The organism is Mesorhizobium sp. PL10 (genome assembly GCF_053714315.1).
The window spans coordinates 133,501-158,983 of record NZ_JBSKBR010000012.1 but is presented as its reverse complement, the minus strand read 5'-3'; the positions used below and the strand labels follow the sequence as shown (position 1 = coordinate 158,983).

General features: G+C 63.0%; 25 protein-coding genes and 1 other RNA gene. 16 read left to right on the top strand and 10 right to left on the bottom strand.

All coding sequences use genetic code 11. The features are described from left to right. Positions 1-9: 9 nt before the first annotated feature. Positions 10-873, top strand: coding sequence for a prephenate dehydratase (locus tag ACWGTO_RS20585; protein WP_112560690.1), 864 nt, complete (start codon positions 10-12; stop codon positions 871-873). On the opposite strand, the gene ACWGTO_RS20580 is transcribed toward ACWGTO_RS20585, so the two are convergent. The 3 genes from ACWGTO_RS20580 to ACWGTO_RS20570 form a co-directional block, all read right to left on the bottom strand. Beyond that, on the bottom strand, positions 870-1,175 hold the full coding sequence (locus ACWGTO_RS20580; RefSeq protein ID WP_454576631.1) for a Dabb family protein: 306 nt from the start codon (positions 1,173-1,175) through the stop codon (positions 870-872). The two genes, ACWGTO_RS20585 and ACWGTO_RS20580, sit on opposite strands and share 4 nt — an antisense overlap. Positions 1,176-1,197: 22 nt before the next feature. Then, positions 1,198-2,139: an NAD(+) diphosphatase gene (gene nudC / locus ACWGTO_RS20575; protein WP_454576630.1), complete on the bottom strand. Its 942-nt coding sequence runs from the start codon at positions 2,137-2,139 to the stop codon at positions 1,198-1,200. A gap of 150 nt (positions 2,140-2,289) precedes the next feature. Beyond that, the gene (locus tag ACWGTO_RS20570) at positions 2,290-2,709 is read right to left on the bottom strand and encodes an HIT domain-containing protein (protein WP_454576629.1); all 420 of its coding nucleotides are present in this window, start codon (positions 2,707-2,709) and stop codon (positions 2,290-2,292) included. Positions 2,710-2,866: 157 nt separating this feature from the next. Here ACWGTO_RS20570 and ffs point away from each other — a divergent pair. From ffs to recR, 5 genes are all read left to right on the top strand, one after another. After that, positions 2,867-2,963: signal recognition particle sRNA small type (gene ffs, locus ACWGTO_RS20565), an RNA gene on the top strand. Between the two features lie 204 nt (positions 2,964-3,167). Then, on the top strand, positions 3,168-5,000 hold the full coding sequence (locus tag ACWGTO_RS20560) for a DNA polymerase III subunit gamma/tau (protein ID WP_454576628.1): 1,833 nt from the start codon (positions 3,168-3,170) through the stop codon (positions 4,998-5,000). Positions 5,001-5,030: 30 nt separating this feature from the next. Continuing rightward, complete coding sequence (locus ACWGTO_RS20555) at positions 5,031-5,354, top strand: YbaB/EbfC family nucleoid-associated protein (RefSeq protein ID WP_454576627.1); 324 nt, start codon at positions 5,031-5,033, stop codon at positions 5,352-5,354. A gap of 216 nt (positions 5,355-5,570) precedes the next feature. After that, positions 5,571-6,539, top strand: coding sequence for a cell wall hydrolase (locus tag ACWGTO_RS20550; RefSeq protein ID WP_454576626.1), 969 nt, complete (start codon positions 5,571-5,573; stop codon positions 6,537-6,539). Positions 6,540-6,642: 103 nt separating this feature from the next. Further along, entirely contained in the window at positions 6,643-7,248 is a 606-nt protein-coding gene (gene recR / locus ACWGTO_RS20545; RefSeq protein WP_454576625.1) for a recombination mediator RecR, read from the top strand. An 87-nt stretch (positions 7,249-7,335) separates the two neighbouring features. On the opposite strand, the gene ACWGTO_RS20540 is transcribed toward recR, so the two are convergent. Further along, on the bottom strand, positions 7,336-7,497 hold the full coding sequence (locus ACWGTO_RS20540; RefSeq protein ID WP_454576703.1) for a hypothetical protein: 162 nt from the start codon (positions 7,495-7,497) through the stop codon (positions 7,336-7,338). On the opposite strand from ACWGTO_RS20540, the gene ACWGTO_RS20535 reads away from it, so the two are divergent. From ACWGTO_RS20535 to ACWGTO_RS20500, 8 genes are all read left to right on the top strand, one after another. Continuing rightward, positions 7,424-8,698 (top strand): lytic murein transglycosylase, encoded by a 1,275-nt coding sequence (locus tag ACWGTO_RS20535; protein WP_454576624.1) that lies wholly within the window; start codon positions 7,424-7,426, stop codon positions 8,696-8,698. The genes ACWGTO_RS20540 and ACWGTO_RS20535 overlap by 74 nt on opposite strands. A gap of 247 nt (positions 8,699-8,945) precedes the next feature. Then, the gene (locus ACWGTO_RS20530; RefSeq protein ID WP_454576623.1) at positions 8,946-10,583 is read left to right on the top strand and encodes an ABC transporter substrate-binding protein; all 1,638 of its coding nucleotides are present in this window, start codon (positions 8,946-8,948) and stop codon (positions 10,581-10,583) included. Between the two features lie 18 nt (positions 10,584-10,601). Continuing rightward, positions 10,602-11,663: an ABC transporter permease gene (locus ACWGTO_RS20525; protein ID WP_454576622.1), complete on the top strand. Its 1,062-nt coding sequence runs from the start codon at positions 10,602-10,604 to the stop codon at positions 11,661-11,663. Then, the gene (gene nikC, locus ACWGTO_RS20520) at positions 11,660-12,580 is read left to right on the top strand and encodes a nickel transporter permease (protein ID WP_454576621.1); all 921 of its coding nucleotides are present in this window, start codon (positions 11,660-11,662) and stop codon (positions 12,578-12,580) included. Before ACWGTO_RS20525 ends, nikC begins: the two co-directional genes overlap by 4 nt. Then, on the top strand, positions 12,577-13,425 hold the full coding sequence (locus tag ACWGTO_RS20515; RefSeq protein WP_454576620.1) for an ABC transporter ATP-binding protein: 849 nt from the start codon (positions 12,577-12,579) through the stop codon (positions 13,423-13,425). The genes nikC and ACWGTO_RS20515 overlap by 4 nt, the downstream gene beginning before the upstream one ends. Next, positions 13,422-14,171 (top strand): ABC transporter ATP-binding protein, encoded by a 750-nt coding sequence (locus ACWGTO_RS20510; RefSeq protein ID WP_454576619.1) that lies wholly within the window; start codon positions 13,422-13,424, stop codon positions 14,169-14,171. The genes ACWGTO_RS20515 and ACWGTO_RS20510 overlap by 4 nt, the downstream gene beginning before the upstream one ends. Before the next feature lie 34 nt (positions 14,172-14,205). Continuing rightward, the gene (locus ACWGTO_RS20505) at positions 14,206-14,520 is read left to right on the top strand and encodes a hypothetical protein (RefSeq protein WP_454576618.1); all 315 of its coding nucleotides are present in this window, start codon (positions 14,206-14,208) and stop codon (positions 14,518-14,520) included. Between the two features lie 105 nt (positions 14,521-14,625). Further along, positions 14,626-14,844, top strand: coding sequence for a hypothetical protein (locus ACWGTO_RS20500; RefSeq protein WP_454576617.1), 219 nt, complete (start codon positions 14,626-14,628; stop codon positions 14,842-14,844). A gap of 32 nt (positions 14,845-14,876) precedes the next feature. Here the strand turns inward: ACWGTO_RS20500 and ACWGTO_RS20495 are convergent, their stop codons facing one another. Genes ACWGTO_RS20495 through ACWGTO_RS20485 form a run of 3 tightly spaced genes read right to left on the bottom strand, consistent with a single transcriptional unit; the run spans position 14,877 to position 20,175 of the window. Then, a complete protein-coding gene (locus tag ACWGTO_RS20495; protein WP_454576616.1) occupies positions 14,877-17,966 on the bottom strand; it encodes an efflux RND transporter permease subunit in 3,090 nt (1,029 codons plus the stop codon). After that, positions 17,963-19,048 carry an efflux RND transporter periplasmic adaptor subunit gene (locus ACWGTO_RS20490; protein ID WP_454576615.1) on the bottom strand — a complete coding sequence of 362 codons (1,086 nt, stop codon included), beginning with the start codon at positions 19,046-19,048 and terminating at the stop codon, positions 17,963-17,965. Before ACWGTO_RS20490 ends, ACWGTO_RS20495 begins: the two co-directional genes overlap by 4 nt. Beyond that, complete coding sequence (locus ACWGTO_RS20485; protein ID WP_454576614.1) at positions 19,045-20,175, bottom strand: efflux RND transporter periplasmic adaptor subunit; 1,131 nt, start codon at positions 20,173-20,175, stop codon at positions 19,045-19,047. The genes ACWGTO_RS20490 and ACWGTO_RS20485 overlap by 4 nt, the downstream gene beginning before the upstream one ends. A gap of 257 nt (positions 20,176-20,432) precedes the next feature. Between ACWGTO_RS20485 and ACWGTO_RS20480 the strand changes: the two genes are divergently transcribed. Then, positions 20,433-21,710, top strand: coding sequence for a 4-aminobutyrate--2-oxoglutarate transaminase (locus ACWGTO_RS20480; protein ID WP_454576613.1), 1,278 nt, complete (start codon positions 20,433-20,435; stop codon positions 21,708-21,710). 13 nt (positions 21,711-21,723) lie between these two features. Here ACWGTO_RS20480 and ACWGTO_RS20475 read toward each other — a convergent pair whose 3' ends face one another. The 3 genes from ACWGTO_RS20475 to ACWGTO_RS20465 form a co-directional block, all read right to left on the bottom strand. Beyond that, positions 21,724-22,035, bottom strand: coding sequence for a type II toxin-antitoxin system RelE/ParE family toxin (locus ACWGTO_RS20475; RefSeq protein WP_454576612.1), 312 nt, complete (start codon positions 22,033-22,035; stop codon positions 21,724-21,726). Continuing rightward, positions 22,035-22,292 (bottom strand): type II toxin-antitoxin system ParD family antitoxin, encoded by a 258-nt coding sequence (locus tag ACWGTO_RS20470; protein WP_454576611.1) that lies wholly within the window; start codon positions 22,290-22,292, stop codon positions 22,035-22,037. The genes ACWGTO_RS20475 and ACWGTO_RS20470 overlap by 1 nt, the downstream gene beginning before the upstream one ends. A 132-nt stretch (positions 22,293-22,424) precedes the next feature. Continuing rightward, positions 22,425-23,678, bottom strand: coding sequence for an NAD(P)/FAD-dependent oxidoreductase (locus ACWGTO_RS20465; protein WP_454576610.1), 1,254 nt, complete (start codon positions 23,676-23,678; stop codon positions 22,425-22,427). Between the two features lie 492 nt (positions 23,679-24,170). Between ACWGTO_RS20465 and ACWGTO_RS20460 the strand changes: the two genes are divergently transcribed. Continuing rightward, a complete protein-coding gene (locus ACWGTO_RS20460) occupies positions 24,171-25,463 on the top strand; it encodes an imelysin family protein (protein WP_454576609.1) in 1,293 nt (430 codons plus the stop codon). Positions 25,464-25,483 lie beyond the last annotated feature (20 nt).

Here is a 25,483-nt window from a genome sequence, read left to right as displayed (position 1 = left end):
GATATCGGCATGCCTGAAAAGACCAACAGAATATCCTTCCAGGGCGAGCCCGGTGCCAATTCCGACACCGCCAGCCGCAACATGTTCCCTTCGATGGAACCGTTGCCGTGCCCGACCTTCGAGGATGCCTTCAACGCGGTCGAGACCAACAAGGCCGACCTCGCCATGATCCCGATCGAGAACACCATTGCCGGCCGTGTCGCCGACATCCATCATCTGTTGCCGGAATCGAAGCTGCACATCGTCGGCGAATATTTCCTGCCGATCCACTTCCAACTGATGGTGCTGCCGGGCGTCAAGCGCGAAGAGATCAAGACGGTGCACAGCCACATTCATGCGCTGGGCCAGTGCCGCAAATACATCCGCAAGAATGGCTGGAAGCCAGTGGTTGCCGGGGACACGGCGGGCTCCGCCAAGCTGGTTTCCGAGCTCAAGGACCGCACCATGGCTTCGCTCGCGCCGGCGCTCGCCGCGGAACTCTACGGGCTCGATATCATCGAGAAGAATGTCGAGGACACCGACTCGAACGTCACCCGCTTCGTCGTCCTGACCAAGAACAAGCAATGGGCCGAGCGTCCCTCGGCCGACACCAAGATGATGACGACCTTCATCTTTCGCGTCCGCAACGTGCCGGCCGCGCTCTACAAGGCGATGGGCGGCTTCGCCACCAACGGCATCAACATGACCAAGCTGGAGAGCTACCAGCTCGGCGCCTTCACGGCGACGCTGTTCTACGCCGATATCGAGGGCCATCCCGACGATCCGCTGGTCAAGCTGGCGCTGGACGAACTGCGCTTCTTCTCGCGCGAAGTGCGCATTCTGGGCGTCTATCCCGCCAGTGAGTCGCGCGAGCAGTGGAAGGTCGCCGACTAGACCAGAAGGGTCAGCGGCACGTAGTCGATTTCCAGGAAGGTTTCGACTTCCGGGATCCAGCGGTCGCGCACGAAGGCGACGTGGTCGGGATGCTCGTTGTATCTGGTGTAGGCGGCCTGATCGACGAACTCCATCGAGAAGCCGAAATGGTAGTCGTTCTTGGGGCTGACTTGCCGCAGCGGCTCGAAATGCGTGACGCCCTTGATGGCACTGAGGATCCGCTTGGCGTCGGAGAGGAATCTCTTTTCCTCCAGCGAGTACTGCGGGTGCTTCAGCGTGAAAACCACGGTGTGACGGATCATTTTTTGCTCCCGTTATCCCTACTTACTCGCTATCGACCCAGGCGCGGATCAGATGATGCGCGATCGCGCCTTTCGGCGGCGTGACCAGATTGTCCTTGTGCGTCCTCTCCAGCATAGAGCGCACCTCGTCGCGGAAAAACCAGCGGCAATCTTCCAACTCGTTGAGGTCGGCCTGGATATCCTCGTTGAGCGGTTCGCCGAAACAGCCGATCATCAGCGAATAGGGGAACGGCCAGGGCTGGCTGGCATGGTAGACGACGCGGCCGAGCCTTATGCCGGCTTCCTCCAGGGTCTCGCGGCGCACCGCAGCCTCGATCGTCTCGCCCGGCTCGATGAAGCCGGCGAGCGCCGAGTACATGCCGGGGCCGAAATGCCGGCCGCGGCCAAGCAGGCATTTTTCGCCTGTCACCGTCAGCATGATCGCCACCGGATCGGTGCGCGGAAAATGCTCGGTGCCGCAGTTCGGACAGTGCCGCTTGTAACCGCCGGCACGCATTTCGGACTCGGTACCGCATTTGCTGCAGAAACGATGGCTGGCATGCCAGGCGAGCAGCGCCGCCCCTTGCGCCAGCGCGCCCGCCGCCGCCTCATCGATCAGCCCCTGCATATAGACCGAGCGATAGTCAATGGCCTTGATGGTCTCCGGCAACTGCTCCGGCTCGATGCCGACCGGCACAGCCAACACCGGGCCGCTCCCGGAAAAGCCGAGCAGCACGCCTTGTGCGAGTGATGGTTGCAGCGACCGGCTTTCAGCCAGATCGAACCATGGGTCGAAGCTGCCGTCATTTAACTTCAGGTGCAGACGGCCAGCATGCATCAGCAATAGCCTGGCGGCAGGGTCGGCGAGCGCCTTTTCGACGGAATCGTCGGCGCGATTTTCGGATTGCCGATCGATCGTGTTGCCGGCGAAACCGACGAAGTGGCTCGGCTCGCGCAAGGGCGCGTCAAATAGGCGAAAGGTCATGGAAGCTCAAAACGTCCAGAGCATGATGCCGAAAAGTGTGTAGCGGTTTTCGGACGACATCATGCTCTCTTTCTTTGATTTGGAGGCGGATTCAGATTTCAGGTCGAACGGACCTGAAATCATCCGGCTCCAGGGATGGACACTCGCGGTTTATAGCGCCGCCTTTATCTGTTGCGCAAACCGGCGGATGTCGGGGCGTTGATAGGGTTCGCGCAAGCCGTGGCCCCAGACTGGGCCGGGCCAGCCCGGATCGCCTTCCGAGCGGGCGATGACATGGACATGCAATTGCCGCACGATGTTGCCGAGCGCGCCGGTATTGATCTTGGCGCAGCCGGTGGTTCTTTTAAGTGCCTGCGCCACCATGTTGGTCTCGAAGGTCAGCATCGCCTGGTCGAGCGGTGTCAGGTCGTGGATTTCCTCGATGCCGGGGCGCTGAGGCACCAGGACAAGCCATGGCCAGCGGCGGTCGTTCATCACGCGCAATTCGCACAGGCCGAGCCACATGAGCTGCTCGCTGTCCGCCTCCAGCCTGGAGTCGAGCGTGAATCCGGCCTTGAGGCCCGGCAGCATTGGCGTTTCCTTGCGTTTCTCGCATTATTTCCCAAACTCAGAACGCTAGAGCGGCTGCACGGGGGCTGCAAGCGATTCATTGAGCGGCGGAGCTCGAGGGTGACCGATTCTCAATGCACCCTTGCATTTCATCGCTGAATTGCCGATATGGAACCCGGGAGGTTGGTGGTGGACGATCCACTCGCCAACCGGGTCAGGTCCGGAAGGAAGCAGCCCTAACGAGCCCGGAACGGGTCATTGTTCCAGCCTCCCACCTCATCGGCCCCTCTCGCGACATTGACGACGCATTGCAGCGCGGGCGAGACTATCAGTGCAATTCCAGGGAAAGTGTGAGCGGTTTCCCGTTCAGAATTGCGTTAAAGCAAAGAGATAGAGCGGTTCGCCGTTTCCAGAAACGGTGAAACGCTCTAGCAGGAATCGGCCAGCCTCGGACGTGGCCTTTGGAGCTTTACGGGCGAATGAGCGAAGCCGGAAATTCGGGACCAAAAAGCCTGGAGATAGCGAAGGCCGCCGCTTATCGTGTGCTTGCGCGCAAGTACCGTCCGTCGAATTTCTCCGAGCTGATCGGCCAGGAGCCGATGGTCCGCACCCTCACCAACGCTTTCTCCACCGGCCGCATCGCCCAGGCCTGGATGCTGACCGGCGTGCGCGGCGTCGGCAAGACGACGACGGCGCGCATCCTGGCGCGGGCGCTCAACTACAAGACGCCGACGGTCGACCAGCCATCGGTCGACCTTGCCGTTTTGGGCGAGCATTGCCAGGCGATCATGGAAGGCCGCCATGTCGATGTCATCGAAATGGACGCGGCGTCGCATACCGGCATCGACGACATCAGGGACATTATCGAGCGCGTGCGCTATGCCCCGGTGTCGGCGCGCTACAAGGTCTACATCATCGACGAAGTGCACATGCTCTCAACCCAGGCCTTCAACGGCCTGCTGAAGACGCTGGAAGAGCCGCCGCCGCACGTCAAATTCATTTTCGCCACCACCGAAATCCGCAAGGTGCCGATCACCGTCCTGTCGCGCTGCCAGCGCTTCGATTTGAGGCGCATCGATGCCGGCGCGCTGGTTGCGCACCTCGCCTCGATTGCCGGCAAGGAAGGCATTTCGGTCGACGACGACGCATTGGCGATGATCGCACGCGCCGCCGAAGGTTCGGCTCGCGATTCGCTCTCCATCCTCGACCAGGCGATCGCCCATGGCGGCGGCGCCGTCAGTGCCGAGGCGGTACGCGCCATGCTGGGGCTGGCCGACCGCGCCCGCATCGTCGACCTGTTCGAACATGTGATGAAAGGCGACGTCGCCTCAGCGCTGGCCGAATTCCGCGCCCAGTATGACACCGGCGCCGATCCGGCCGCGGTGCTCACCGATCTGGCCGAATTCAACCATCTCGTCACCCGGCTGCGCTTCGTGCCCACAGCCGCCGACGATGCCTCTCTGTCCGAGGACGAGCGCCGGCGCGGCGCCGACTTCGCCAGGACGCTGTCGGTCAAGGTGCTGTCGCGGACCTGGCAGATGCTGTTGAAAGGCATCCCGGAGGTGCAGTCTTCCAACCGCCCTGTCAGTGCCGGTGAAATGGTGCTGATCCGGCTGGCCCATGCCGCCGACCTGCCGACGCTGGATGAGGCGCTGAAATCGCTGGAGAGCGGTGCCCCCGTTTCGAGCGGCACGCCGCGTCCGAACGGAGCGCCGGCCAGCCCCGGCCCGGCAGCACCAGGCAATGGCGGCGCAAGTGCCGTGGCCCAGTCGCGCATGCCGAATTCCGTGGGCAGCGGCGCGCAGACCATGCGGCTGGTCGAGCCCGAACCGCTGCCGGCGAGCTTCGTTGCAGCACCCGAGCCGGTGGTCGAGACCCCGCCGGTGCCGGTGAAATCGCTCGCCGACATCGTCGCCCTTGCCGACCAACACCGCGACATGGCCTTCAAGGTGCAGGTCAAGCGCTGCGTGCGCCTGGTGCGCATCGAACCTGGGCGCATCGACGTCAGTCTGACCGACGATGCGCCGAAAATGCTGCTCAACGAGCTGACCGCCAAACTGCGCGCCTGGACCGGCCGCAACTGGCTGGTGTCGCTGTCGAAGGAAGAGGGCGGCCAGACACTGGCCGAGATGGAATCGACCAAGCGCGAGACCGCTTTCTCCGATGCGAAAAGCGATCCGACGGTGGCCGCCATCCTGGCGCGTTTTCCCGGTGCCAAGATCATCGACGTGCGCATTCCCGATGCGCCGGAAGTCGATACGGACAAGGCAGAAGTGCCAGTCGAGCCGCCATCCGACGACGACGAAAACTGACCACAGCACGAATCCGCAAAGGACCCGACCATGAAAGATATTCTCGGCCTGATGGGCAAGGCGAAGGAAATGCAGGCCAAGTTCCAGGCCATGCAGGACGAGATCGCCACGCTTGAAGCAAGCGGGCAGGCCGGCGGCGGCCTGGTCAACGTCACGCTGACCGGCAAGTTCGAGATGAAGTCGTTGAAGATCGATCCATCGCTGTTCAAGGAGGACGACGTCGAGATCCTCGAAGACCTGCTTCTGGCCGCTCACAATGACGCCAAAAATAAGGTCGAGCAGATTATGCAGGAGAAGACCAAGGCGCTGACGGCAGGCTTGCCGATCCCGCCCGGAATGAAATTGCCGTTCTGAGCCGGCTTCACCAGTTAATTGATTATGAACGGAAATCGGCTGCAGGGGCTATTGTTAAGACTTTCCCCGGCTTTGCTCACGCGGACATATCCGGGCATTTATAAAGTTTTACCTATGCTGCACGAATGCTAATCCTTTAGCCATCTTTTTGCCTTTAAGAGTCTCATTCTTGCCACATCTCGGGACGGGTGGCATCTGGAAAATGAGGCACTTTTGTTGATCGCGACGCGATGGAAGACGCCGCTGTTGCTCGGCATCATCTCTTCCCCCCTGTTTCTGGCGGGTTGCAGCCAGACCACTTCTTCTCACGGCATGTCGGTCGCCAGCCTGACTGACGCCATCACCCCCAGCTTCCTCTCGACGCGCTCCTATGGCCACACGCCGAAGGAGAAGGAATGCCTGGAACGGGCGATGTTCTTCGAATCCAACCGCTCGAGCCGCGACGGCATGATCGCCGTCGGCACGGTGGTGATGAACCGGCTGCGCTCCGGCAACCATGGCAGCACCATTTGCGAGGTCGTCGGCGAACCGGGCCAGTTCGCGCCAGGCGTGATGACGCGGCCGATGAATTCCAAGGCGATGCCCGATGTCGAGGAAGCCGCCGAGGCCGTGCTCAAGGGCGAGCGCAAGGCCAAGCTGAAGAACACGATGTACTTCCACACCGCCGGCCTGAAGTTCCCCTACAAGAACATGCACTACACCATGGTTGCCGGTGGCAACGCCTTCTACGAGAAGCGCGGCCGCAACTGGCAGCCGCTGCCCGATGAACCCACGACCATGGTTGCCTCCGCGACGCCGCGTGCGCCTGTGCCTGAAGCGCCGGTGCAGGTGGCTTATGCCGAGCCGGTGGTGAAGACGATTGTCCGTCCCGATCCTGCCAAGCAGGCCGCAGCTTCTCGCGCGGCCAAGGCAATCGCCGCCCCGGCCGACCAGACCTACATGACGGCTGCCGCAGCGCCGGCAAAGAGCGGCCGCGTCGCTGCCAAGCAGACGGTAGTGGCGATGCAGGAGCCGATGGCAGAGCCGGATGCCTCGCGTTTCGGCGGCACGCTGAACGCCCGCTACATCACCTCGGTGCCGTCAGCGTCGCAGGAAGCGTCGATGGGCTTCCAGTCGACACCTGAGAACACCGACGCCATCGGCGCGATGATCGTCGACCAGACCCGGCCGGCATCAGCCTACTGAGGGTTTCGAACGAAGAGCATTTCAAGGCCCGTCATGGCAGCATGGCGGGCCGTTGCATGAGCGGCATGTTTCAAAGCTTGCGGAAAAATCCTAGATCAGTGCGATGTCCAAGCGAATCGCCGGTCCCGAGATCGAACGCCTGATCCAACTCCTGGCCAAGGTGCCGGGGCTAGGGCCGCGTTCGGCGCGGCGCGCCGCACTGCATCTGATCAAGAAGAAGGAGCAGCTTTTGTCGCCGCTCGCTGCCGCCATGGGCGAGGCGGCGGACAAGGTGCGCATCTGCTCGACCTGCGGCAATGTCGATACGTCCGACCCCTGCATGATCTGCACCGACCCGCGCCGCGACGCCGCCACGCTGATCGTCGTCGAGGATGTATCGGACCTCTGGGCGCTGGAGCGGGCGGCGGCCATGAGCGTGCGCTACCACGTGCTCGGCGGCACGTTGTCGCCGCTCGACGGCATCGGCCCCGAACAGCTCAACATCCGCTCGCTGGTCGACCGTGTTGCCGGTGGCGAGGTCAAGGAGGTCATTCTCGCCGTCAACGCCACGGTCGAGGGCCAGACGACGGCGCACTATCTGACGGATCAGCTTTCGGGGTTCGAGGTCAAGGTGACAAGGCTGGCGCATGGCGTGCCGGTCGGCGGCGAGCTCGATTATCTCGATGAGGGTACGCTGGCCGCCGCGCTGCGCTCGCGGACGGCGTTTTGACACGATTGGCGGGGATGCTTCTGAGATGATCGCGTTCCGTCACACCCCCCTCTGTCCTGCCGGACATCTCCCCCGCAAGGGGGGAGATCAGATGTCATCGCCGCTTTCGCCAATCTCCACGGTTGCAAGAAAGAGCGCGACATCGACGCTGCCAATCTCCCCCCTTGCGGGGGAGATGTCCGGCAGGACAGAGGGGGGCGCGACAGAACGCTGCCTTCGCAACTTCGGTTTTGCGTTCTTTCTGATCATGCTGATCAGCCTTTTCGTTTCCCCCGCCTCCGCCGCCAAGATCGACGACCAGTTCCGCGCCTGGCTCCAAACTGATCTCTGGCCGGAAGCCCAGACCAAAGGCATCTCCAAAGCCACCTTCGACGAGGCCTTCGACGGCGTGAAGCCGAACCTCAAATTGCCGGACCTCGTCCTACCCGGCGAGAAACCGAAAACCCCGCAAAAGCAGCATCAGGCCGAGTTCGGTTCGCCCGGCGCCTATTTTGCCGAAAAGACCGTGCGCGCCGTCACATCGGGCGGCCGCGCCCGCGAGGCCGCTAACGCCAAGACGCTTGCCGCCATCGAGAAACGCTACGGTGTGCCGGGCGAGGTGCTGCTGGCGATCTGGGGTCGCGAAACCGGCTTCGGCACGGCGAAGATGCCTTACGATGCTTTCGAAGTGCTCGGCACCAAGGCGTTCATGTCGACCAAGAAGGACTTCTTCCGCACCGAGGTGCTGGCAGCGCTCGAGATCGTCGAGCGTGGACTGGCGCCGGTCGGCGCCATGAAATCGTCCTGGGCCGGCGCACTCGGCCAGCCGCAATTCATGCCGACGTCGTTCCTGAAGCATGCCGTAGATTTCGACGGCGATGGTCACCCCGACATCTGGAATTCGACCCCGGACGTGCTGGCCTCGATTGCCAACTATCTCGTCCACTATGGCTGGGTGAAGGGGCGTGGCTGGGGTTTTGAGGTGACGGTGCCGGAAAGCCTCTCTTGCTCGCTCGAAGGTCCCGACCAGGGCAAGAAAATCTCAGCCTGGGCCGCGATGGGCATCAGCCGTGTCGGCGGCAAGGCATTTCCGGCCAGCGAACTGAAGGCCGAAGGTTTTCTGCTCATGCCGGCCGGGCGCAGCGGACCGGCCTTCATCGCGACGCCCAATTTCTATGTGCTGAAAGAGTACAACACCAGCGACCTCTACGCCCTGTTCATCGGCCATGGCGCCGACCGCATCGCCCATGGCGATGCGACCTTCGCCGGCAGTTGGGGTCCGGTCGGTGGCCTGCACCGCTCCGACATCGCCGCTTTGCAACGGGCGCTGGAGGCCAACGGCTACGACGTCGGCAGGGCCGACGGCCTGCCCGGCTTCAAGACCCGCCGTTCGATCGGCAGCTGGCAGGAAAAGAACGGCCGCGCCGCCACCTGCTTTCCCGACGCCGATCTGGTCGCTGCCCTCAAGTAGCTGAAACTTCGCCGCTTTTTCCGAGGAATTTAGCCGGCGCTCGCGGTCGCTGGGCTACACCACCTGCCAAGTCTGTTTGTCGTGCAAATGCGCATTGTCGGTTCGAAAGCCGCCGGATATGGTGTTGACCAACTGGACAAAAACCACGACGGTAGACGGTCGGCGGCGATCCGCAGCCTCGAAAGAACACTGCAGCCCAGAGCCGGGAACTCTGGGTCAACAATCAACAAAACAGGGAACGATCATCATGATGTTGGAAAAGTTTGCTCTACGCTCTCGCGCATTGCTCGCAGGAGCAGCGCTGTCGGCGTTGCTTGTAGCGCCCGCCTTCGCCGTGACGCCCGCCGACACGCTGGTCGAGGGCTTTGCCATCGACGACATCATCTCGATGGATCCGGGCGAGGCGTTCGAATTGTCGACGGCGGAAGTCACCGGCAACACCTATGACCTGCTGGTTCGTCTCGACCTCAGCGACACCTCCAAGGTCAAGGGCGACCTCGCCGAAAGCTGGACCGTCTCCGACGATGGCCTGGTCTACACGTTCAAGCTCAAGCCCGGCCTGAAATTCGCCTCCGGCAATCCGATCACGGCGGCCGACGTCGCCTACTCGTTCGAGCGTGCCGTCAAGCTGGACAAAAGCCCGGCCTTCATCATCGGCCAGTTCGGCATCAGCGGTGACAACGTCACCGACAAGGCCAAGGCTGTCGACGATGCGACTTTCCAGTTCACCGTCGACAAGGCCTATGCGCCGAGCTTCGTGTTGAACTGCCTGTCGGCAACGGTCGCCTCGGTCGTCGATGCCAAGCTGGTCAAGGAACATGTCGCCGCGGTAACGCCGAGCGCCGACTACAAATACGACAACGACTTCGGCAACGCCTGGCTGAAGACCGGCTATGCCGGCTCCGGCGCCTACAAGCTGCGCGAATGGCGCGCCAACGAGGCGGTCGTGATGGAGCGCAACGACAATTACAACGGCGAAAAGGCCAAGCTCGCCCGCGTCATCTACCGCAACATGAAGGAAAGCTCGGCCCAGCGCCTGGCGCTCGAGGCCGGCGACATCGACGTTGCCCGCAATCTCGAGCCGAACGATCTCGGCGCCATCGCCAAGAACGCCGATCTCACCACCACCAGCGCGCCGAAAGGCACAGTTTTTTACATCAGCCTCAACCAGAAGAACCCGAACCTTGCCAAGCCCGAGGTTCGCCAGGCCTTCAAATTTCTGGTCGATTACGACGCGCTGAGCTCCACCATCCTCAAGGGCATCGGCGAGATCCACCAGACCTTCCTGCCCAAGGGCGTGCTCGGCGAACTGGACGAGAACCCGTTCAAGCTCGACGTCGCCAAGGCCAAGGAACTACTGGCCAAGGCCGGCCTGCCGGACGGCTTCAGCGTCACCATGGACGTGCGCACCGGCCAGCCGTACACCGGCATGGCGGAATCGATCCAGCAGACGCTGGGGCAGGCCGGCATCAAGCTCGAGATCATCCCCGGCGACGGCAAACAGACGCTGACAAAATACCGCGCCCGCAACCATGACATCTATATCGGCCAGTGGGGCCAGGATTATTTCGATCCGAATTCGAACGCGCAGACCTTTGCCTCGAACCCGGACAATTCGGATGCCGGCAAGTCCCACACGCTCGCCTGGCGCAACAGCTGGGACATTCCGGACCTGACCAAGGAAACGGAAGCAGCACTGCTGGAGAAGGACTCGGGCAAGCGCGCCGATATGTACAAGGATCTCGAGAAGAAGATTCTCGACACCAGCCCCTTCGTCATCATCCACCAGCAGCTGGAAGTCGCGGGTCTGCGCAAGAACCTCAAGGGCTTTGCACTCGGTCCGAGTTTCGACACCAACTTTGTCGGGCCGGTTTCCAAGGAATAGCGTTCGCGGACACGCCGCATGAGCGCGATTGAAAACGAAAGCGGGCGCGGCAGCGCCCGCGCCGTCGCCCTTGCATCATCGCTCGGCCGTTTCCTGGTCATTGCGGTGACGACCTATCTTGGTCTTCTCGCGGTCACCTTCTTCATTGGCCGCGTCATCCCGATCGACCCTGTGCTGGCGGTGCTGGGTGACAGGGCGCCTCTCAATGTGGTCGAGCGCACTCGCCGCGAGATGGGGCTCGACCTGCCGCTCATCGAGCAGTTCTATATCTACGTGAAGAATGCGCTGAATGGGGATTTCGGCACTTCGGTACTGACCACCAATCCGGTCATGACCGACATCCGTCGCGCCTTTCCGGCAACCATCGAACTCGCGACTTTGGGCACGCTGATCGGCTCGGTCATCGGCGTGCCGCTCGGCGTGCTGGCCGCGGTTAAACGCGGCAGTCTCATTGACCAGATCGTGCGTGTCATTGGCCTGATCGGCTATTCCGTGCCGATCTTCTGGATCGGGCTTCTGGGGCTCGTGCTGTTCTACGCCAAGCTGCAATGGGTGGCGTTCCCGGCGCGTCTCGACGTCGTCTACGAATACACTTTCACGCCGATCACCGGCTTCTATCTTCTCGATGCCGCCATGCAGGGCCAGTGGGACGTCTTCTACGACGCTTACCGCCACATCATCCTGCCGGCAGGACTGCTCGGCTATTTCTCGCTTGCCTATATCAGCCGCATGACGCGCTCCTTCATGTTGAACGAGCTGTCGCAGGAATATATCGTTGCCGCGCGCGCCAAAGGCCTGTCCGAGACCCGCATCATCTGGGGCCATGCGCTGCGCAACGCCGCCGTGCCGATGGTCACCGTGATCGCGCTGTCCTATGCCGGGCTGCTCGAAGGCTCGGTGCTGACCGAGACGGTGTTCTCCTGGCCGGGCATCGGCCTCTACATCACCAACTCGCTGCAGAACGCCGACATGAACGCCGTGCTCGGCGGCACCATCGTTATCGGCTCGGTGTTCATCGGCATCAATCTCCTGTCCGACCTGCTCTATAAGGTGCTCGATCCGAGGACCAAGGTCCGATGAGCGCCCAGACCATCCAGAGCCGTCGCGAGTGGCTGCTCAGCGAGCGGCCGGCCTCGCGCATGCAGGCAAGGCTCGGCCGCGCCTATGTTGCCTGGCGGCGTTTTTCCGCTAACAGGCTGGCGTTCCTCGGCCTGTTGATCATCATCGCGCTGCTGGTCGTGGCGGCCTTTGCAGATGTGCTGGCGCCCTATTCGCCAACCATCGGCGACCTGAAGAATGCGCGCCTTTCGGCACCGAGCGGCGCCCACTGGTTCGGCACCGACGATCTCGGCCGCGACATCTATTCCCGTATTCTCTACGGTTCGCGCTGGACGCTCTATGTCGTCATTCTCGTCGCCATCATCGCCGCGCCCATCGGCCTCCTCGTCGGGACCGTCGCCGGCTATGCCGGGGGCTGGACCGACGCCATCCTGATGCGCATCACCGACATCTTTCTCGCCTTCCCAAAGCTTATCCTGGCGCTGGCCTTCGTTGCGGCGCTGGGGCCTGGCATCGAGAACGCGGTGCTGGCCATCGCCATCACCTCGTGGCCGCCTTATGCCCGCATCGCGCGCGCGGAAACGCTGACGGTACGCAATTCCGATTACATCAAGGCAGTGCAGCTGATGGGCGCTTCGCCCTTCCGCATCGTGCTGCGCCACATCATGCCGCTCTGCATCTCCTCGCTGATCATCCGGGTGACGCTCGACATGGCCGGCATCATCCTCACCGCCGCCGGCCTCGGCTTCCTCGGCCTCGGCGCGCAGCCGCCACTGCCGGAATGGGGCACGATGATCGCGTCCGGCCGCCGCTTTGTCCTCGACCAATGGTGGGTGGCCGGCGCGCCCGGCTTTGCCATCCTCATCGTCAGCCTCGGCTTCAACCTGCTCGGCGACGGCCTGCGCGATGCGCTCGATCCCCGGAGTGGTGACCAATGAGCGGCGGCGAGACTGGCGCATTGCTGGAGGTCGACGATCTGCGCGTCGATTTTCCCACGCGCACCGGCCTCGTCCAGGCGGTGCGCGGCGTCTCGTTCTCCCTTGGCCGCGAGCGGCTGGGCATCGTCGGCGAGAGCGGGTCCGGCAAGTCGCAGACCGGCCGCGCCATCATGGGCCTGACGCCGCCGCAGGCGCGTGTCTCGGCCAAGAAACTCGCCTTCGATGGCGCAGACCTGCTGGCCATGCCGGCCCGTCAGCGCCGGGCTCTGCGGGGAAACCGCATCGCCATGATCCTGCAAGATCCGAAATACTCGCTCGACCCGGTCATGAGCATCGGCCGCCAGATCGTCGAGACGCTTCGCACGCATGAGAAGGTCTCGAAGGCCGAAGCCCGCGACCGCGCGCTTGCTATGCTGGAAGCCGTGCAGATCCGCGATCCCGCTCGCGTCTTCGACCTCCATCCACACGAAGTCTCCGGCGGCATGGGCCAGCGCGCCATGATCGCCATGATGCTGATCGCCGGGCCGGAACTGATGATCGCCGACGAGCCGACCTCGGCGCTCGACGTCACCGTGCAACTCGACGTGCTCGGCATCCTCGACCGGCTGGTCAGCGAACGCGGCATGGGGTTGATCTTCATCTCGCACGATCTGCGCCTGGTCTCCTCCTTCTGCGATCGGGTTGTCGTCATGTATGCCGGCAAGGTGGTCGAGCAGCTCAAGGCGTCGGAACTGCGCGACGCCCAGCATCCCTACACCCGCGGCCTGCTCAACTGCATGCCGAGGATCGGCTACGAGCGCCATCCACTGCCGGTGCTCGACCGCAAGCCGGAGTGGGCGGCATGACTTCGGCCATCGCCATTGCCGGGCTGGAAGTAGTGTTCGACCGGTTTCGTGCGCTCAAAGGCGTCGATCTCAAGGTCAAGGAAGGGGAGTCCTACGGCCTCGTTGGCGAATCCGGCTCCGGCAAGTCGACGTTGCTGAAGGCTATTGCCGGTCTGGCGCCGGCCGCATCCGGAATGATTACCGTCAACGGCAAGACGCTGGGAGGGCACCGTGACAAGGCCTTCTACCGCGAGGTGCAGATGGTCTTCCAGGACCCGTACGGCTCGCTGCATCCCCGCCAGACCGTCGATCGCCTGCTGCAGGAGCCGCTTGCCATCCATGGCGTTGCCGACAGTGAACAGCGCATTCAGCGCGCGCTGGACGAGGTCGGGCTGGGAAACGGCTTCCGCTTCCGCTACGCGCACCAATTGTCCGGCGGCCAGCGCCAGCGCGTGGCCATCGCCCGCGCGCTGATCCTGGAGCCGTCGATCCTGCTCCTTGACGAGCCGACCTCGGCGCTCGACGCCTCGGTGCAGGCGGAGGTGCTGAACCTTCTGGAAGAGGTGCGGCGCCGCCGCAAGCTGACCTTCCTGATGGTCAGCCACGACCTAGCCATCATCACCCATATGTGCGAGCGGCTGATGGTGATGCAGAACGGCGAGGCAGTGGAAAATCTGACCGCGAGCCAGCTGATCGGGCATCGCGTGGAGAAGGATTATACGCGCAATTTGCTGAGGGCGAGTGAGGGGTTTGTGCGGACGGCGTGAGTTCGCGCTCGGACTGTTGGGAGGCGATATTATTATGCGCGAGTGGAAGTTTTCAGATCCGCCGAATGTCGCCGTGTTTGTAAACAGGGGCATCTTCCGCCGGGATGATTGGATCGCCTATGTGTCGCATGACGATGAAGACGGCAGCTGGCAATTTCACACCAGCGAGCCCGGCCCTGTCGATGATGACGACATAATGATCGTCGGCCTGCAGACAGTGGTTACGCGAGATGAGAGCATCCTCGAATTGGCCGACTTGCCCGAAGGCTGGCACGCCTGGCGCAGCTCAAAATCGTCGCCATGGCAACGTGCCAAGTCTCGCCCCGTGGGCTTCAACGACAACGACTGATCCGGCAAAGCCTATACCGGACCAGCGGCCGGTTTGTGCGAACCGTCTGCGTTTATTAGAATTCCCTCTCACTGTACGTTGAACCGTTGGTTTCAGGGGAACCCCATGGACGAATGGAAGTTCGAAGACCCACCCAATGTGGCGGTGGTTTCTGATCGAAGTATATTTTCAAGCGACGATTGGATCGCATACGTTTCGCATGAGAATGATGACGGTAGTTGGCTGTTCTACAGCAGCGACAATCGGGATTGGGATGAACGCGACGTAATGCTGGTGGGCTTGCAAGAGGTGGTTCAGCGGGACGCGCCGAGTCGCGGCCGGTAGCCTTCAACGACAACGAATGACCCGGCAACGTCCTAAGTCGGACTCTCTACTGTTTCGCCACTCTCAAAAATGGGGATCTCTTCCCTCGGCTCCTTGATCCTGAACCAGGTCACATAAAGCGCGGGCAGGAACAGCAGCGTGATCGCCGTACCGGCAATTATGCCGCCCATCATGGCGTAGGCCATCGGCCCCCAGAACACTTCGCGCGCGATCGGGATCAGCGCCAGGCTGGCGGCGGCTGCGGTCAGCGCGATCGGCCGCATGCGGTGCTCGGTTGCTTCGATCACCGCCGCCCAGCGGTCCTTGCCCTCCGCGACGAGGTCCTCGATCTGCACGATCAGGATGACCGAGTTGCGGATCAGGATGCCGATCAGAGCCAGCACGCCGAGAATGGCGACGAAGCCCAACGGCGCGCCGCTCGGCACCAGGGCCGCGACCACGCCTATCAGGCCGAGCGGCGCCACCGCCACCACCAGGAACAGGCGCTGGAAGCTCTGCAGTTGAATCATCAGGATGGTCGCCATGACGAACAGCATCAGCGGCACCACCGCCGCAATCGGTCCCTGGCTCTTGGCGCTCTCCTCGACCGAGCCGGCGGTGGCGACCGAATAGCCCGGCGGCAGCTTGGCGATGAAGGCGTCGACCGACGGCTTCAGCTCGTTGACGACGGTGGCGGGCAGCACGTCGCCGACCAGGCCGGCGCGCACGGTGATGGTCGGAATGCGGTTGCGCCGCCACACCGTCGGCTGTTCGAGGTCGTAGCGGAAGTTGGCGACCGCCGCGAGCGGGATCGCCTCGCCATTGCCAGTCGGCAACTGCATGTTCTGCAGCGTGTCGATCGAGCCGCGCTCGGCCTCGCGCGAGCGGGCGACGACATTGATCAGGTAGGTGGCGTCGCGCACCTGCGTGATGGTGACGCCGCCGACTGTGCTGTTGAGCGCGCTGGCGATGTCGGACGAGGTTATGCCGAGCTGCCGCGCCTTGTCCTGCAGCACGTCGACCCTCAGCACGCGCTGCGGCTCGTTCCAGTCGAAGGTCGGCGCCGCCAGCTTCGGATTGACCGAGATCAGGCCGGCAAATTGCTGCGCGAGATCCCGCACCGTCTGGATATCGGGGCCGCCGACGCGATACTGCACCGGGCGGCCGACCGGCGGCCCGAGTTCGAGAGGCTTGACGAAGGCATCGGTGCCGACGAATTCCTCGCGCAGCAGCTTTTCCAGTTGCGGCTTGAGCCGGTTGCGCGCCTCGATGCTCTTGGTGACGATGACGGTCTGGCCGAAATAGGGATTGGCCGGCTGCACGTCGAAGGCAAGCAGGAAGCGCACCGCTCCCTGGCCGATATAGGACGAGAAATGGTCGATGTCGGGATTGCCGGCCAGCGCGCGGCCTTCGAAACGCTCGATCTGGTCGCGCGTCTCGGTGATCGACGAATTCTGCGGCAGGTTCCAGTCGACGATCAATTCCGGCCGGTCCGAAGGCGGAAAGAACTGCTGCTGGACAAGGCCGAAGCCGGCTATCGAGCCGGCAAACAACAAGATCGTGACGATGATGGTCAGCCAGTGATACCGCACGGAGCCAACCAGCACACGCCGGAACAGACTGGTGAAGCGTCCCGGTTGCTCGTGCTTTTGCTTCATCGTCGCCGGCAGGATGGTAACGCCGAGCAGTGGTGCGAACAGCACCGCCACGATCCATGACACCAGCAGCGAGACCGCTATGACGACGAACAGCGTAAACGTGTATTCGCCGGCGGCGCTGTTGTTGAGGCCGATCGGGATGAAGCCGGCGACCGTCACCAGCGTGCCGGTCAGCATCGGGAAGGCGGTCGAGGTATAGACATAGGTCGCCGCCTTGCGCAGATTGTCGCCGACCTCCAGCCGCGCCACCATCATCTCGACCGCGATCATGGCGTCGTCGACCAGCAGCCCGAGCGCGATGATCAGTGCGCCGAGCGAAATGCGCTGCAGCGATATGCCTAGATAGGCCATGACTGTGAAGGTTATGGCGAGCACCAGCGGGATCGACAGCGCCACGACGAAGCCGGCGCGCATGCCGAGGCTGATAAAGGACACCGCAAGTACGATGGCGACAGCCTCGAACAGCGCCTGGGTGAAGCCCGAAACCGCTTCCTCGACGATCACCGGCTGGTCGGCGACCAGATGCACGCCGACGCCGACCGGCAGGTCGGCCAGCACCTCGTCCATTTTCTTCTCAAGCGCGGCGCCGAATTCGAGCAGATTGGCATTGGGCTTCATGCCGATGGCGAGACCGATCGCGTCCTGGCCGTTGAAGCGGAACAGCGCCGTTGGCGGGTCAGCATAGCCGCGCCGGATCGTCGCCACATCGCTCAGCCGGAAGAAGCGGTCGTTGACGCGCAGATTTATGCCGCGCAGGCTCTCTTCTGACGTGAACTGGCCGCCGACGCGCACGGAGACGCGCTCAGGTCCGGATTCGATGACGCCCGACGGGGTGATGGCGTTCTGGTCTTGCAGGCTCGTCACGATCGCCTGCTGGTTGAGGCCGAGCGCTGCGATCTGGCGGGTCGAGAATTCGAGATAGATGGCTTCGTCCTGCGCGCCGACCAGATCGACCTTGCCGGCATTGGGGACGGTCAGGATCTGGGTCCTGACATCCTCGACATAGTCGCGCAGCTGGCGCGGGCTCAGCCCGTCCGAGGTGAAGGCATAGATATTGCCGAAGACGTCGCCGAAGCGGTCGTTGAAGAACGGCCCCTGCACGCCTTGCGGAAACTGCGCCCAGATGTCGTTGACCATGTTGCGAACCTGGGTCCAATTCGCAACGACATCGCGCGCCTTGGTGGTGTCCTTCAGGTTGACGAAGATGACGGTCTTGCCGGCCGTGGTGACTGAGCGGGTGAAGTCGAGGCTGTCGAGTTCTTCGAGCTTCTTTTCGATGCGGTCGGTGACTTGCCGCACCGTCTCGTTGACCGAGGCGCCCGGCCAGTTGGCCTGGATGACCATGGTCTTGATGGTGAAGTTCGGATCTTCCTCGCGGCCGAGATTGAGGTAGGCGAAGATGCCGGCGACGACGAAGACCAGCATGAAGTACCACACCAGCGAGCGGTGGTTGAGCGCCCAGTCGGAGAGGTTGAACCCCTTCATGACGCCCCTCCTTGCGGGATTTTGACCTTCTGGCCCTCCACCAGGCTGTGGACACCGGCGGTGACGACGCGCATCCCCGCTTCGAGCCCTTCGGCGACGATGAAGCTGGCGCCGTTCTTCGACGCGATCTTGACGTCGCGCGTCGAGACGCTCGATGTCTTCTCATCGACGATCCAGACCTTGTCGCCGCCATTCTTCTGCAGCAGCGCCGACAGCGGCAGCTCAATCGTTGCCGCCACTTTTGCCACGCGTGTCGCCGTCACCGTCGAGCCGAGCCGGAAGGCCTGCGGCGGATCGGTGAGCGTCAGCCGGACGCGACGGCTGCGGGTCGACGCATCGGCCTGCGGCGCGATCTCGCGCAATGTCGCCTCTGTCTGGATGGATGGGAGCGATTGCAGGATGACCCCGAACGGCGTGCCGACGGCGAGGTCGCCGGTCAACTGGTCGGGAATATCGACCACCGCTTCTCGCAAATCCGAACGCGCCACGGTGACGATCGTCTGGCCGGCCGAAACCGTCTGGCCGACCTCGGCGCCGGTGGCGGTGACGACGCCGTCGAAGTCCGAGAACAGCCTTGCATAGCCAAGCTGCTCCTGCGATTTGGCAAGGGCTGCCTTGGCCCGCTCGACGCCGGCTTCCGCCGCTTGGCGCGCTTGCTGCGCGGCATCGAACACGGCCTGCGAGGTGTTGGCCGCGGCGAGCAACTGGCGCTGGCGGTCCTCGCTGGCGGCGGCGTTGGTGAATTGCGCCTCTGCATTGGAGAGTTCGGCCTTGGCCGCCTGTACCGCAAGTTCGAGCGCCGTCGGATCGAGCGTGGCGATCGTCGTGCCCTTGCTGACGATATCGCCGACCTTGACGTCGCGCGAGACGACGCGGCCGAGCAGGCGGAAAGCGAGATCGGCGCTGACCTGCGGCTCGATGGAGCCGGCAAAGCCGAAGGTCTGCGTCGTCTGCGGCTCGATCACCATCGACAGCACCGGCCGGATGATCTCGGGCGGCTTTTCCTCCGACTTCGAACAGGCAGTGAGTGCCGCCAGTGCGACCAGGGCAGGTACAAAAAGCAGGATACGCCGCCGCCTCATTGTGCTGCTCCCGAAATCTCGACCGTCTGTCCGGGGCTGAGCAGCTGACCGCCGGCGGTGACGACGCTTTGGCCGGCCTCCAGTCCCTTGTCGACGACGACCACGCCGGAATCGAAGGCCAGCACATTGACCAGGGCTGTCGCCACCGCCTTGGTCGAGGGATCGACCACCCAGACGGCCGGCTTGCCCTCGATCGAGGTCAGTGCCTGCCAGGGCAGGATGACTGCTTTCGCCGGTATGGCGTTGACCGAGCCGATGACGGTGGCGCCGAGCGGCATGCCGGCCGGCGTATCGGCAATACCGACCTTGACCCGGACCGAACCCGAAGCCGGATCGACCGCGGGCGAGACTTCGCGAACCTTGCCTGTCGCCTTTACCTGCGGGTCGGCCAGCAGCGTTATCGTCACCGAGGGTGATGGCGCCGTTTTGGCGACCAGCGTTTCCTGGACGTTGAACACCGCATCGCGGTCACCGTCCTCGGCGATTGTGAAGACGGTCTGTGCCGCCTGCACCACTTGCCCGGCCTCGACCTGGCGGGCCGTGATGACGCCGGCCGCACCTGCCTTCAGCTCGGTGAAGGAGAGGTTTTCCCTGGCGTTGGAAAGCGCGCTTTGCGCCTGTTCGACACTGCCTTGCGCCACTTTCTGCGCCTGGTCGGCGGCATCATAATCGCGCCTGGTGGTAAAGCCCTGAGCAAGCAGCGTCTTTTGCCGTTCGAAGGCGGCGGCGGCCTGGGTCAGCTGTGCCTGCGCGGCATCGAGGTCGGCCTGCGCCGAGCGCAGATCGGATTCCTGCTCCTGCGGATCGATACGGGCAAGGACGGCATCCTTGTCGACATGCTGGCCGACATCGACAAGCCGTTCGGCGACGCGGCCGCCGACGCGGAACGACAGATTGTTCAGCGTGCGCGCCGCGATTACACCGGTCAGCGAGGTCCTCGGCGCATAGTCGGCCACCGCCACCGTCTCGGTGCGCACCATGATCGGCAGTTTCTTGGCGGCCGCCTCCTGCTTCTGGCAGCCGGCCAGAATGAGCGGTGCGATCGCACAGATGAGAAGGATTGGGGAAAACGAAAAAAAATCGGAGGCCGGGGGCTGCGGGGCGGACGAAGTCGCGTTCCTGCTCATGGTCCCTCACCGATCCGGACCGCTCATGACGGGTGAGCTGTCACAGACGTCAGGAGGATAATCGATCCCAAGGAAAAGGAAACCGCTCTCGTACGTGTATCGGTCGTCTGGTTAAGGTGGGTGGATGGAACATCTCGCGACCGGTGGCAGGCCCAATCGCCGGGCGACCGTGCCGACTTGAGCAAAATGTGAAATAAGGTCAGAAGAGGTTTGAAACCAGTTTAGCAAGAGCGGGCGCTGGCCCGGCGAGGGATGAAATGAAGAACGCAGCCATTTCCGAACGGAAGAACCAGTCGATTTCGCGTGGCGTCGGCATGACGACGCAGATCTACGCGGACCGCGCCGAGAATTCGGAGATCTGGGACGTCGAGGGCCGCCGCTATATCGACTTCTCCTCAGGCATCGCCGTCGTCAACACCGGCCATCGCAATCCCAAGGTGATCGAAGCGGTCAAGGCGCAACTCGATCGCTTCACCCACACCTGCCATCAGGTGGTGCCCTATGAGAGCTATGTCCGGCTCGCCGAACGGCTGAACGCCATGTTGCCCGGCAAGTTCGAGAAGAAGACGATCTTCGTCACCACCGGCGCCGAGGCGGTGGAGAACGCAATCAAGATCGCCCGCAACGCCACCGGCCGCCAAGCGGTCATCGCCTTTGCCGGCGGCTTCCACGGCCGCACCTTCATGGGCATGGCGCTGACCGGCAAGGTCGTGCCCTACAAGGTCGGTTTCGGCGCCATGCCGGGCGACGTCTACCACGCGCCGTTCCCGGTGCCGCTGCATGGCATCTCCGTTGCGGATTCGCTGGCGGCGCTCGACAGACTGTTCAAGGCCGATGTCGATCCGGCCCGTGTCGCTGCCATCATCATCGAACCGGTACAGGGCGAAGGCGGCTTCTACGACGCGCCGCGCGAATTCCTGACGGCGCTGCGCAAGCTCTGCGACCAGCACGGCATGCTTCTGATCGCCGACGAGGTGCAGACCGGCTTTGCCCGCACCGGCAAGATGTTTGCCATGGATCATCACGAAGTCGCCGCGGATATCACTACCATGGCGAAAAGCCTGGCCGGCGGCTTCCCGCTGTCGGCGGTCACCGGCCGCGCCGAAATCATGGACGCGCCCGGCCCCGGCGGCCTCGGCGGCACCTATGGCGGCAGCCCGATCGGTGTCGCTGCAGCACACGCCGTGCTCGATGTCATCGAGGACGAAAAGCTGTGCGACCGGGCCAACACGCTGGGTGCAAGGCTGAAGCAGCGCCTGCAGGCGATCCGTGACGACGTGCCGGAGATTGTCGACATCCGTGGCCTCGGCTTCATGAACGCGGTCGAGTTCAACGACGTCAAGAAAGGCCTGCCGTCGGCCGAGATCGCCAATGCGATCAGGCTGAAGGCGCTCGACAAGGGGCTGATCCTGCTTACCTGCGGCGTCTACGGCAACGTCATTCGTTTCCTGGCGCCGATCACCATCCAGGACAACGTCATGAACGAGGCGCTCGACATTCTGGAAAGTTCGATCCGCGAAGTCTGCGCGGCCTGACCACGCGTTCTGGCTACGGGTTTCGGGGCGTTTTTCGTTCGTCGAAAATGCCCTCGATATCGCGCGCGCCGTGCAAGATTCGCTCGACGCGCACGTCATCGTCATCGGCAGTGTAGAAGATCACATATTTCTGGAACGCGACGGACCGCAGGCCAGGCCAAAGATCAGGGCGGGGTGCGCCGCCTCGCGGAGCATCCACAATGCGGCCACATCGTACCCGAAGCGCCGCTATAAACCGGCGAGCGGCGGGCGGATTTTCCGCATCAATGTAGTCGCCAATCTCTTCGATATCGTGCACAGCGGCTGGCGCGAAACTGAGAGCCATTATTTGCGGCTTCCACCGCTGTATCTTTTCTCGAGCTGGTCAAAAACAGCGTCGGCGGGAATGCCAGGGCCGCTCTCCACACCTTTGCGGATGTCCTCGCGCAGAGCTGCAAGTTTCGCCTGTCGCTGCTCCTCACGTTCCTCCAGCAGGCGCAGACTGTCACGCACAACTTCGCTTGCGCTGGCGTAGCGGCCGCTGTCGACAAGCTCACGCACAAATGCCTCGTAGCGGGAGCCAATGCTGTAGCTTGCGGGCATAAGAACGACCTTTCACCTATCCGATATTATCAATTTATGATAACGCAACCGAGCCGTTCTGCCAATGGACAGGGGTGCCCTGCCACTTTCGTCGGCACTGCGCGCTCAAGTCGCATGGTGGAGGCCGATCAGCTAACCCGCAGCCCGTGCAGGCTCATTCTGCTGAAACGCCGCCAGTGCCGCCTTCAACCCATCCGGTCCTTTCGCAACCGTCTGCGGCGTCGGCGAGAAGCCGGCACCGAGCATCTTGCGGCCGAGCATATGGTCGCCCGGGCGATTGACCGATTCAATGCCGAGCAAACGGTTGCCGGCATAGTGGTAGATCGAGAATTTGTTGTCGGGCAGATCGCCCAACACGACATGGCTGTCGCCGCCCGATGTCAGCCCGACCATCTGCAGTTTCATGTCGCCAATGTCCGACCAGAACCACGGCACCGCCGAATAGCTGTCCGTGTGACCAACGATGGTGCGCGCGGCAAGGCGCGCCTGGTCGGTGGCGTTCTGCACCGATTCCAGCCGTACGTCGCCGCCTGTGAACCAGTGTCGGTATGAAGCGACGTCGCCGATGGCGAGGATATCCGGCGCCGAACTCTGCATCCTGTGATCGACGCGGATGCCGTTGGCGACAGCAAGGCCGGCGGCTTGCGCCAGTTCGACATTCGGCACGGCGCCGATGCCGACGATGACCATGCGCGCCGGCAGCCTTTCGCCTGATGAGGTGACGGCAGCCGCGACATGGCCGTTTTCGCCGTCGAGCCTGGCAATGGTGGTGCCGGTGAGGATGCGCACGCCGATCGCTTCGAGCCGCTGGCGGACATGGCTCGCCACCACCGGCGCCACCGCCCGGCCGAGCAGCCGGTCGACCGCTTCCACCACGGTGACGTTGCGGCCGGCGGCTCTTAGCGTCGCCGCGATCTCCAGCCCGATGAAGCCGCCGCCGAGGATGACGACGTCTTCGCTCTCTACGCTGAGTTCGCGGATCAGCCGCGCATCGGCGATCGAGCGCAGCGACAGCACACCGGAAAGGTCGGCGCCCGGCAGTGGCAGAAGCCGCGGCCGCGAACCGGTGGCGAGGATAAGGCGGTCGAAGGCAAGCGTGCCGCCGCCTGCCATTTCCAGCCTGTTGCCTGCCGTATCGATGCTGTCGATTCGGATGCCTGGCCTGAAGTCGATGGTGCTGCCGGTATAAAAAGCCTCGCCGCGCAATGGCTGCGGTTTGGCCTCGGCATCCTTAATGAAGGTCTTCGACAGTGGCGGCTTGTGATAAGGCAGCTCGGTTTCGTCGCCGATCAGCACAACCGGTCCGTCATAGCCTTCCTCGCGCAGGCTGGCGGCCGCTTGCACGCCCGCATGACCCGCCCCGACAATGACGATACCGTTCTTCATCGCAACCCAAATTCCTGTTTCAAATCTAGAGCATGGTGCCGAAAAGTGCGAAGTGGTCTTCGGACGACACCATGCTTTGATTTTGAGCCGTTCCGCCAGATGGCGATTGTCTGCCGCCGTCGCAAGAGCCCCGGTCCGGGTCGCACCCGGAATGGTCGCCTGTCAATGTCGGCGTCTCTCACCTTGGCGGCTGGCGATCCGATTTAAAGTTGATAGTCCTAGTTTAGAATAATTCTAAACTATTGTTTCAATTGAATTTTCTGCTGTACGCCAGTTGACTTCCAGCCCCGCCATCGCTTTATGGAGGCTCGCGCGTCAGCGCATCCCTTTGATGTTTGGGCCTTGAACCCGTTCGATTGGAGGCATTTGGTGTCTTTCTTCCGTGAACCGCGCAGCGGCGCGGCATCCGTTGTGTCCCACGGCATGCCTATGTCCAGGCACAGTTTGGCACGCGCGCCTTTTACCGAATTCCCTTTGAACTGGAGAATGATGATGACAGCACGATATGGCGGCAGGCTGGCTGCGATCGGTGCCACGGCCATATTGACGGCGGCGGTTTTCATACTGCCGGCCAAGGCGGCGGAGACCGATGCCAAGGCGGTCATCAAGACCTATTCCGACATCGCGCTGGCCAAATATGAGGATTCGCTGACCACGGCGCAGGCGCTCGACAAGGCTGTCGACGCGCTGCTCGCAAATCCCTCGGCAGATACGCTGAACGCCGCCCGCGATGCCTGGAAAGCGTCGCGCGTGCCTTACCAGCAGACCGAGGTCTATCGCTTCGGCAACAAGATTGTCGACGACTGGGAAGGCAAGGTGAACTCCTGGCCGCTGGACGAAGGCCTGATCGACTACGTCGCCAAGAGCTATGGCACCGAGTCCGATGCCAACGCGCTCTACACGGCCAATGTCATCGCCAACAAGGAAATCGAGATCGACGGCAAGAAGGTCGACGCCTCGAACCTGTCGCCGGAGTTCCTCTCCGGCACGCTGCAGGAAGCCGGCGGCATCGAAGCCAATGTCGCGACAGGCTATCATGCCATTGAATTCCTGCTCTGGGGCCAGGACCTGCACGGCACCGGCCCGGGCGCCGGCGAGCGCCCCTACACCGACTATGACCTGAAGAACTGCACGGGCGGCAATTGCGACCGCCGCGCGCAGTATCTGAAGTCGGCCAGCGACCTGCTCGTCTCCGACCTGCAGGAGATGGTCGGCAACTGGAAGGAAGATGGCGCCGCCCGCAAGACCCTCGTCGACGGCCAGCCGAACACCGCCATCTCGGTGATCTTCGCCGGCATGGGCTCGCTGTCCTACGGCGAACTGGCCGGCGAGCGCATGAAGCTCGGCCTGCTGCTGCACGATCCGGAAGAGGAGCACGACTGCTTCTCCGACAACACCTACAACTCCCATCTCAATGACGCCATCGGCATCCGCGCCGCCTATCTCGCCAGCTACACGCGCCTCGACGGCACCGTCGTTTCGGGCCCGTCGGCACACGACATGGTCAAGGCCGCCGATCCGGCGATCGACAAGGAACTGTCCGACAAGCTCGATGTCTCGGTCGCCAAGATGGAGGCGATCAAGGCGCGGGCCGTGGCCGGTGAGGCCTACGACCAGCAGATCGCCGAGGGCAATACCGAAGGCAACGCCACCGTGCAGGCGGCAATCGACGCGCTTGTCGACCAGACCAAGTCGATCGAACGCGCCGTCGGCGCCCTGAAGCTGAACAACATCGCCTTCGAGGGTTCCGACAGCCTCGACGCACCGGACAAGGTGTTCAAGTAACTCGTTCTAGAAAATACCAG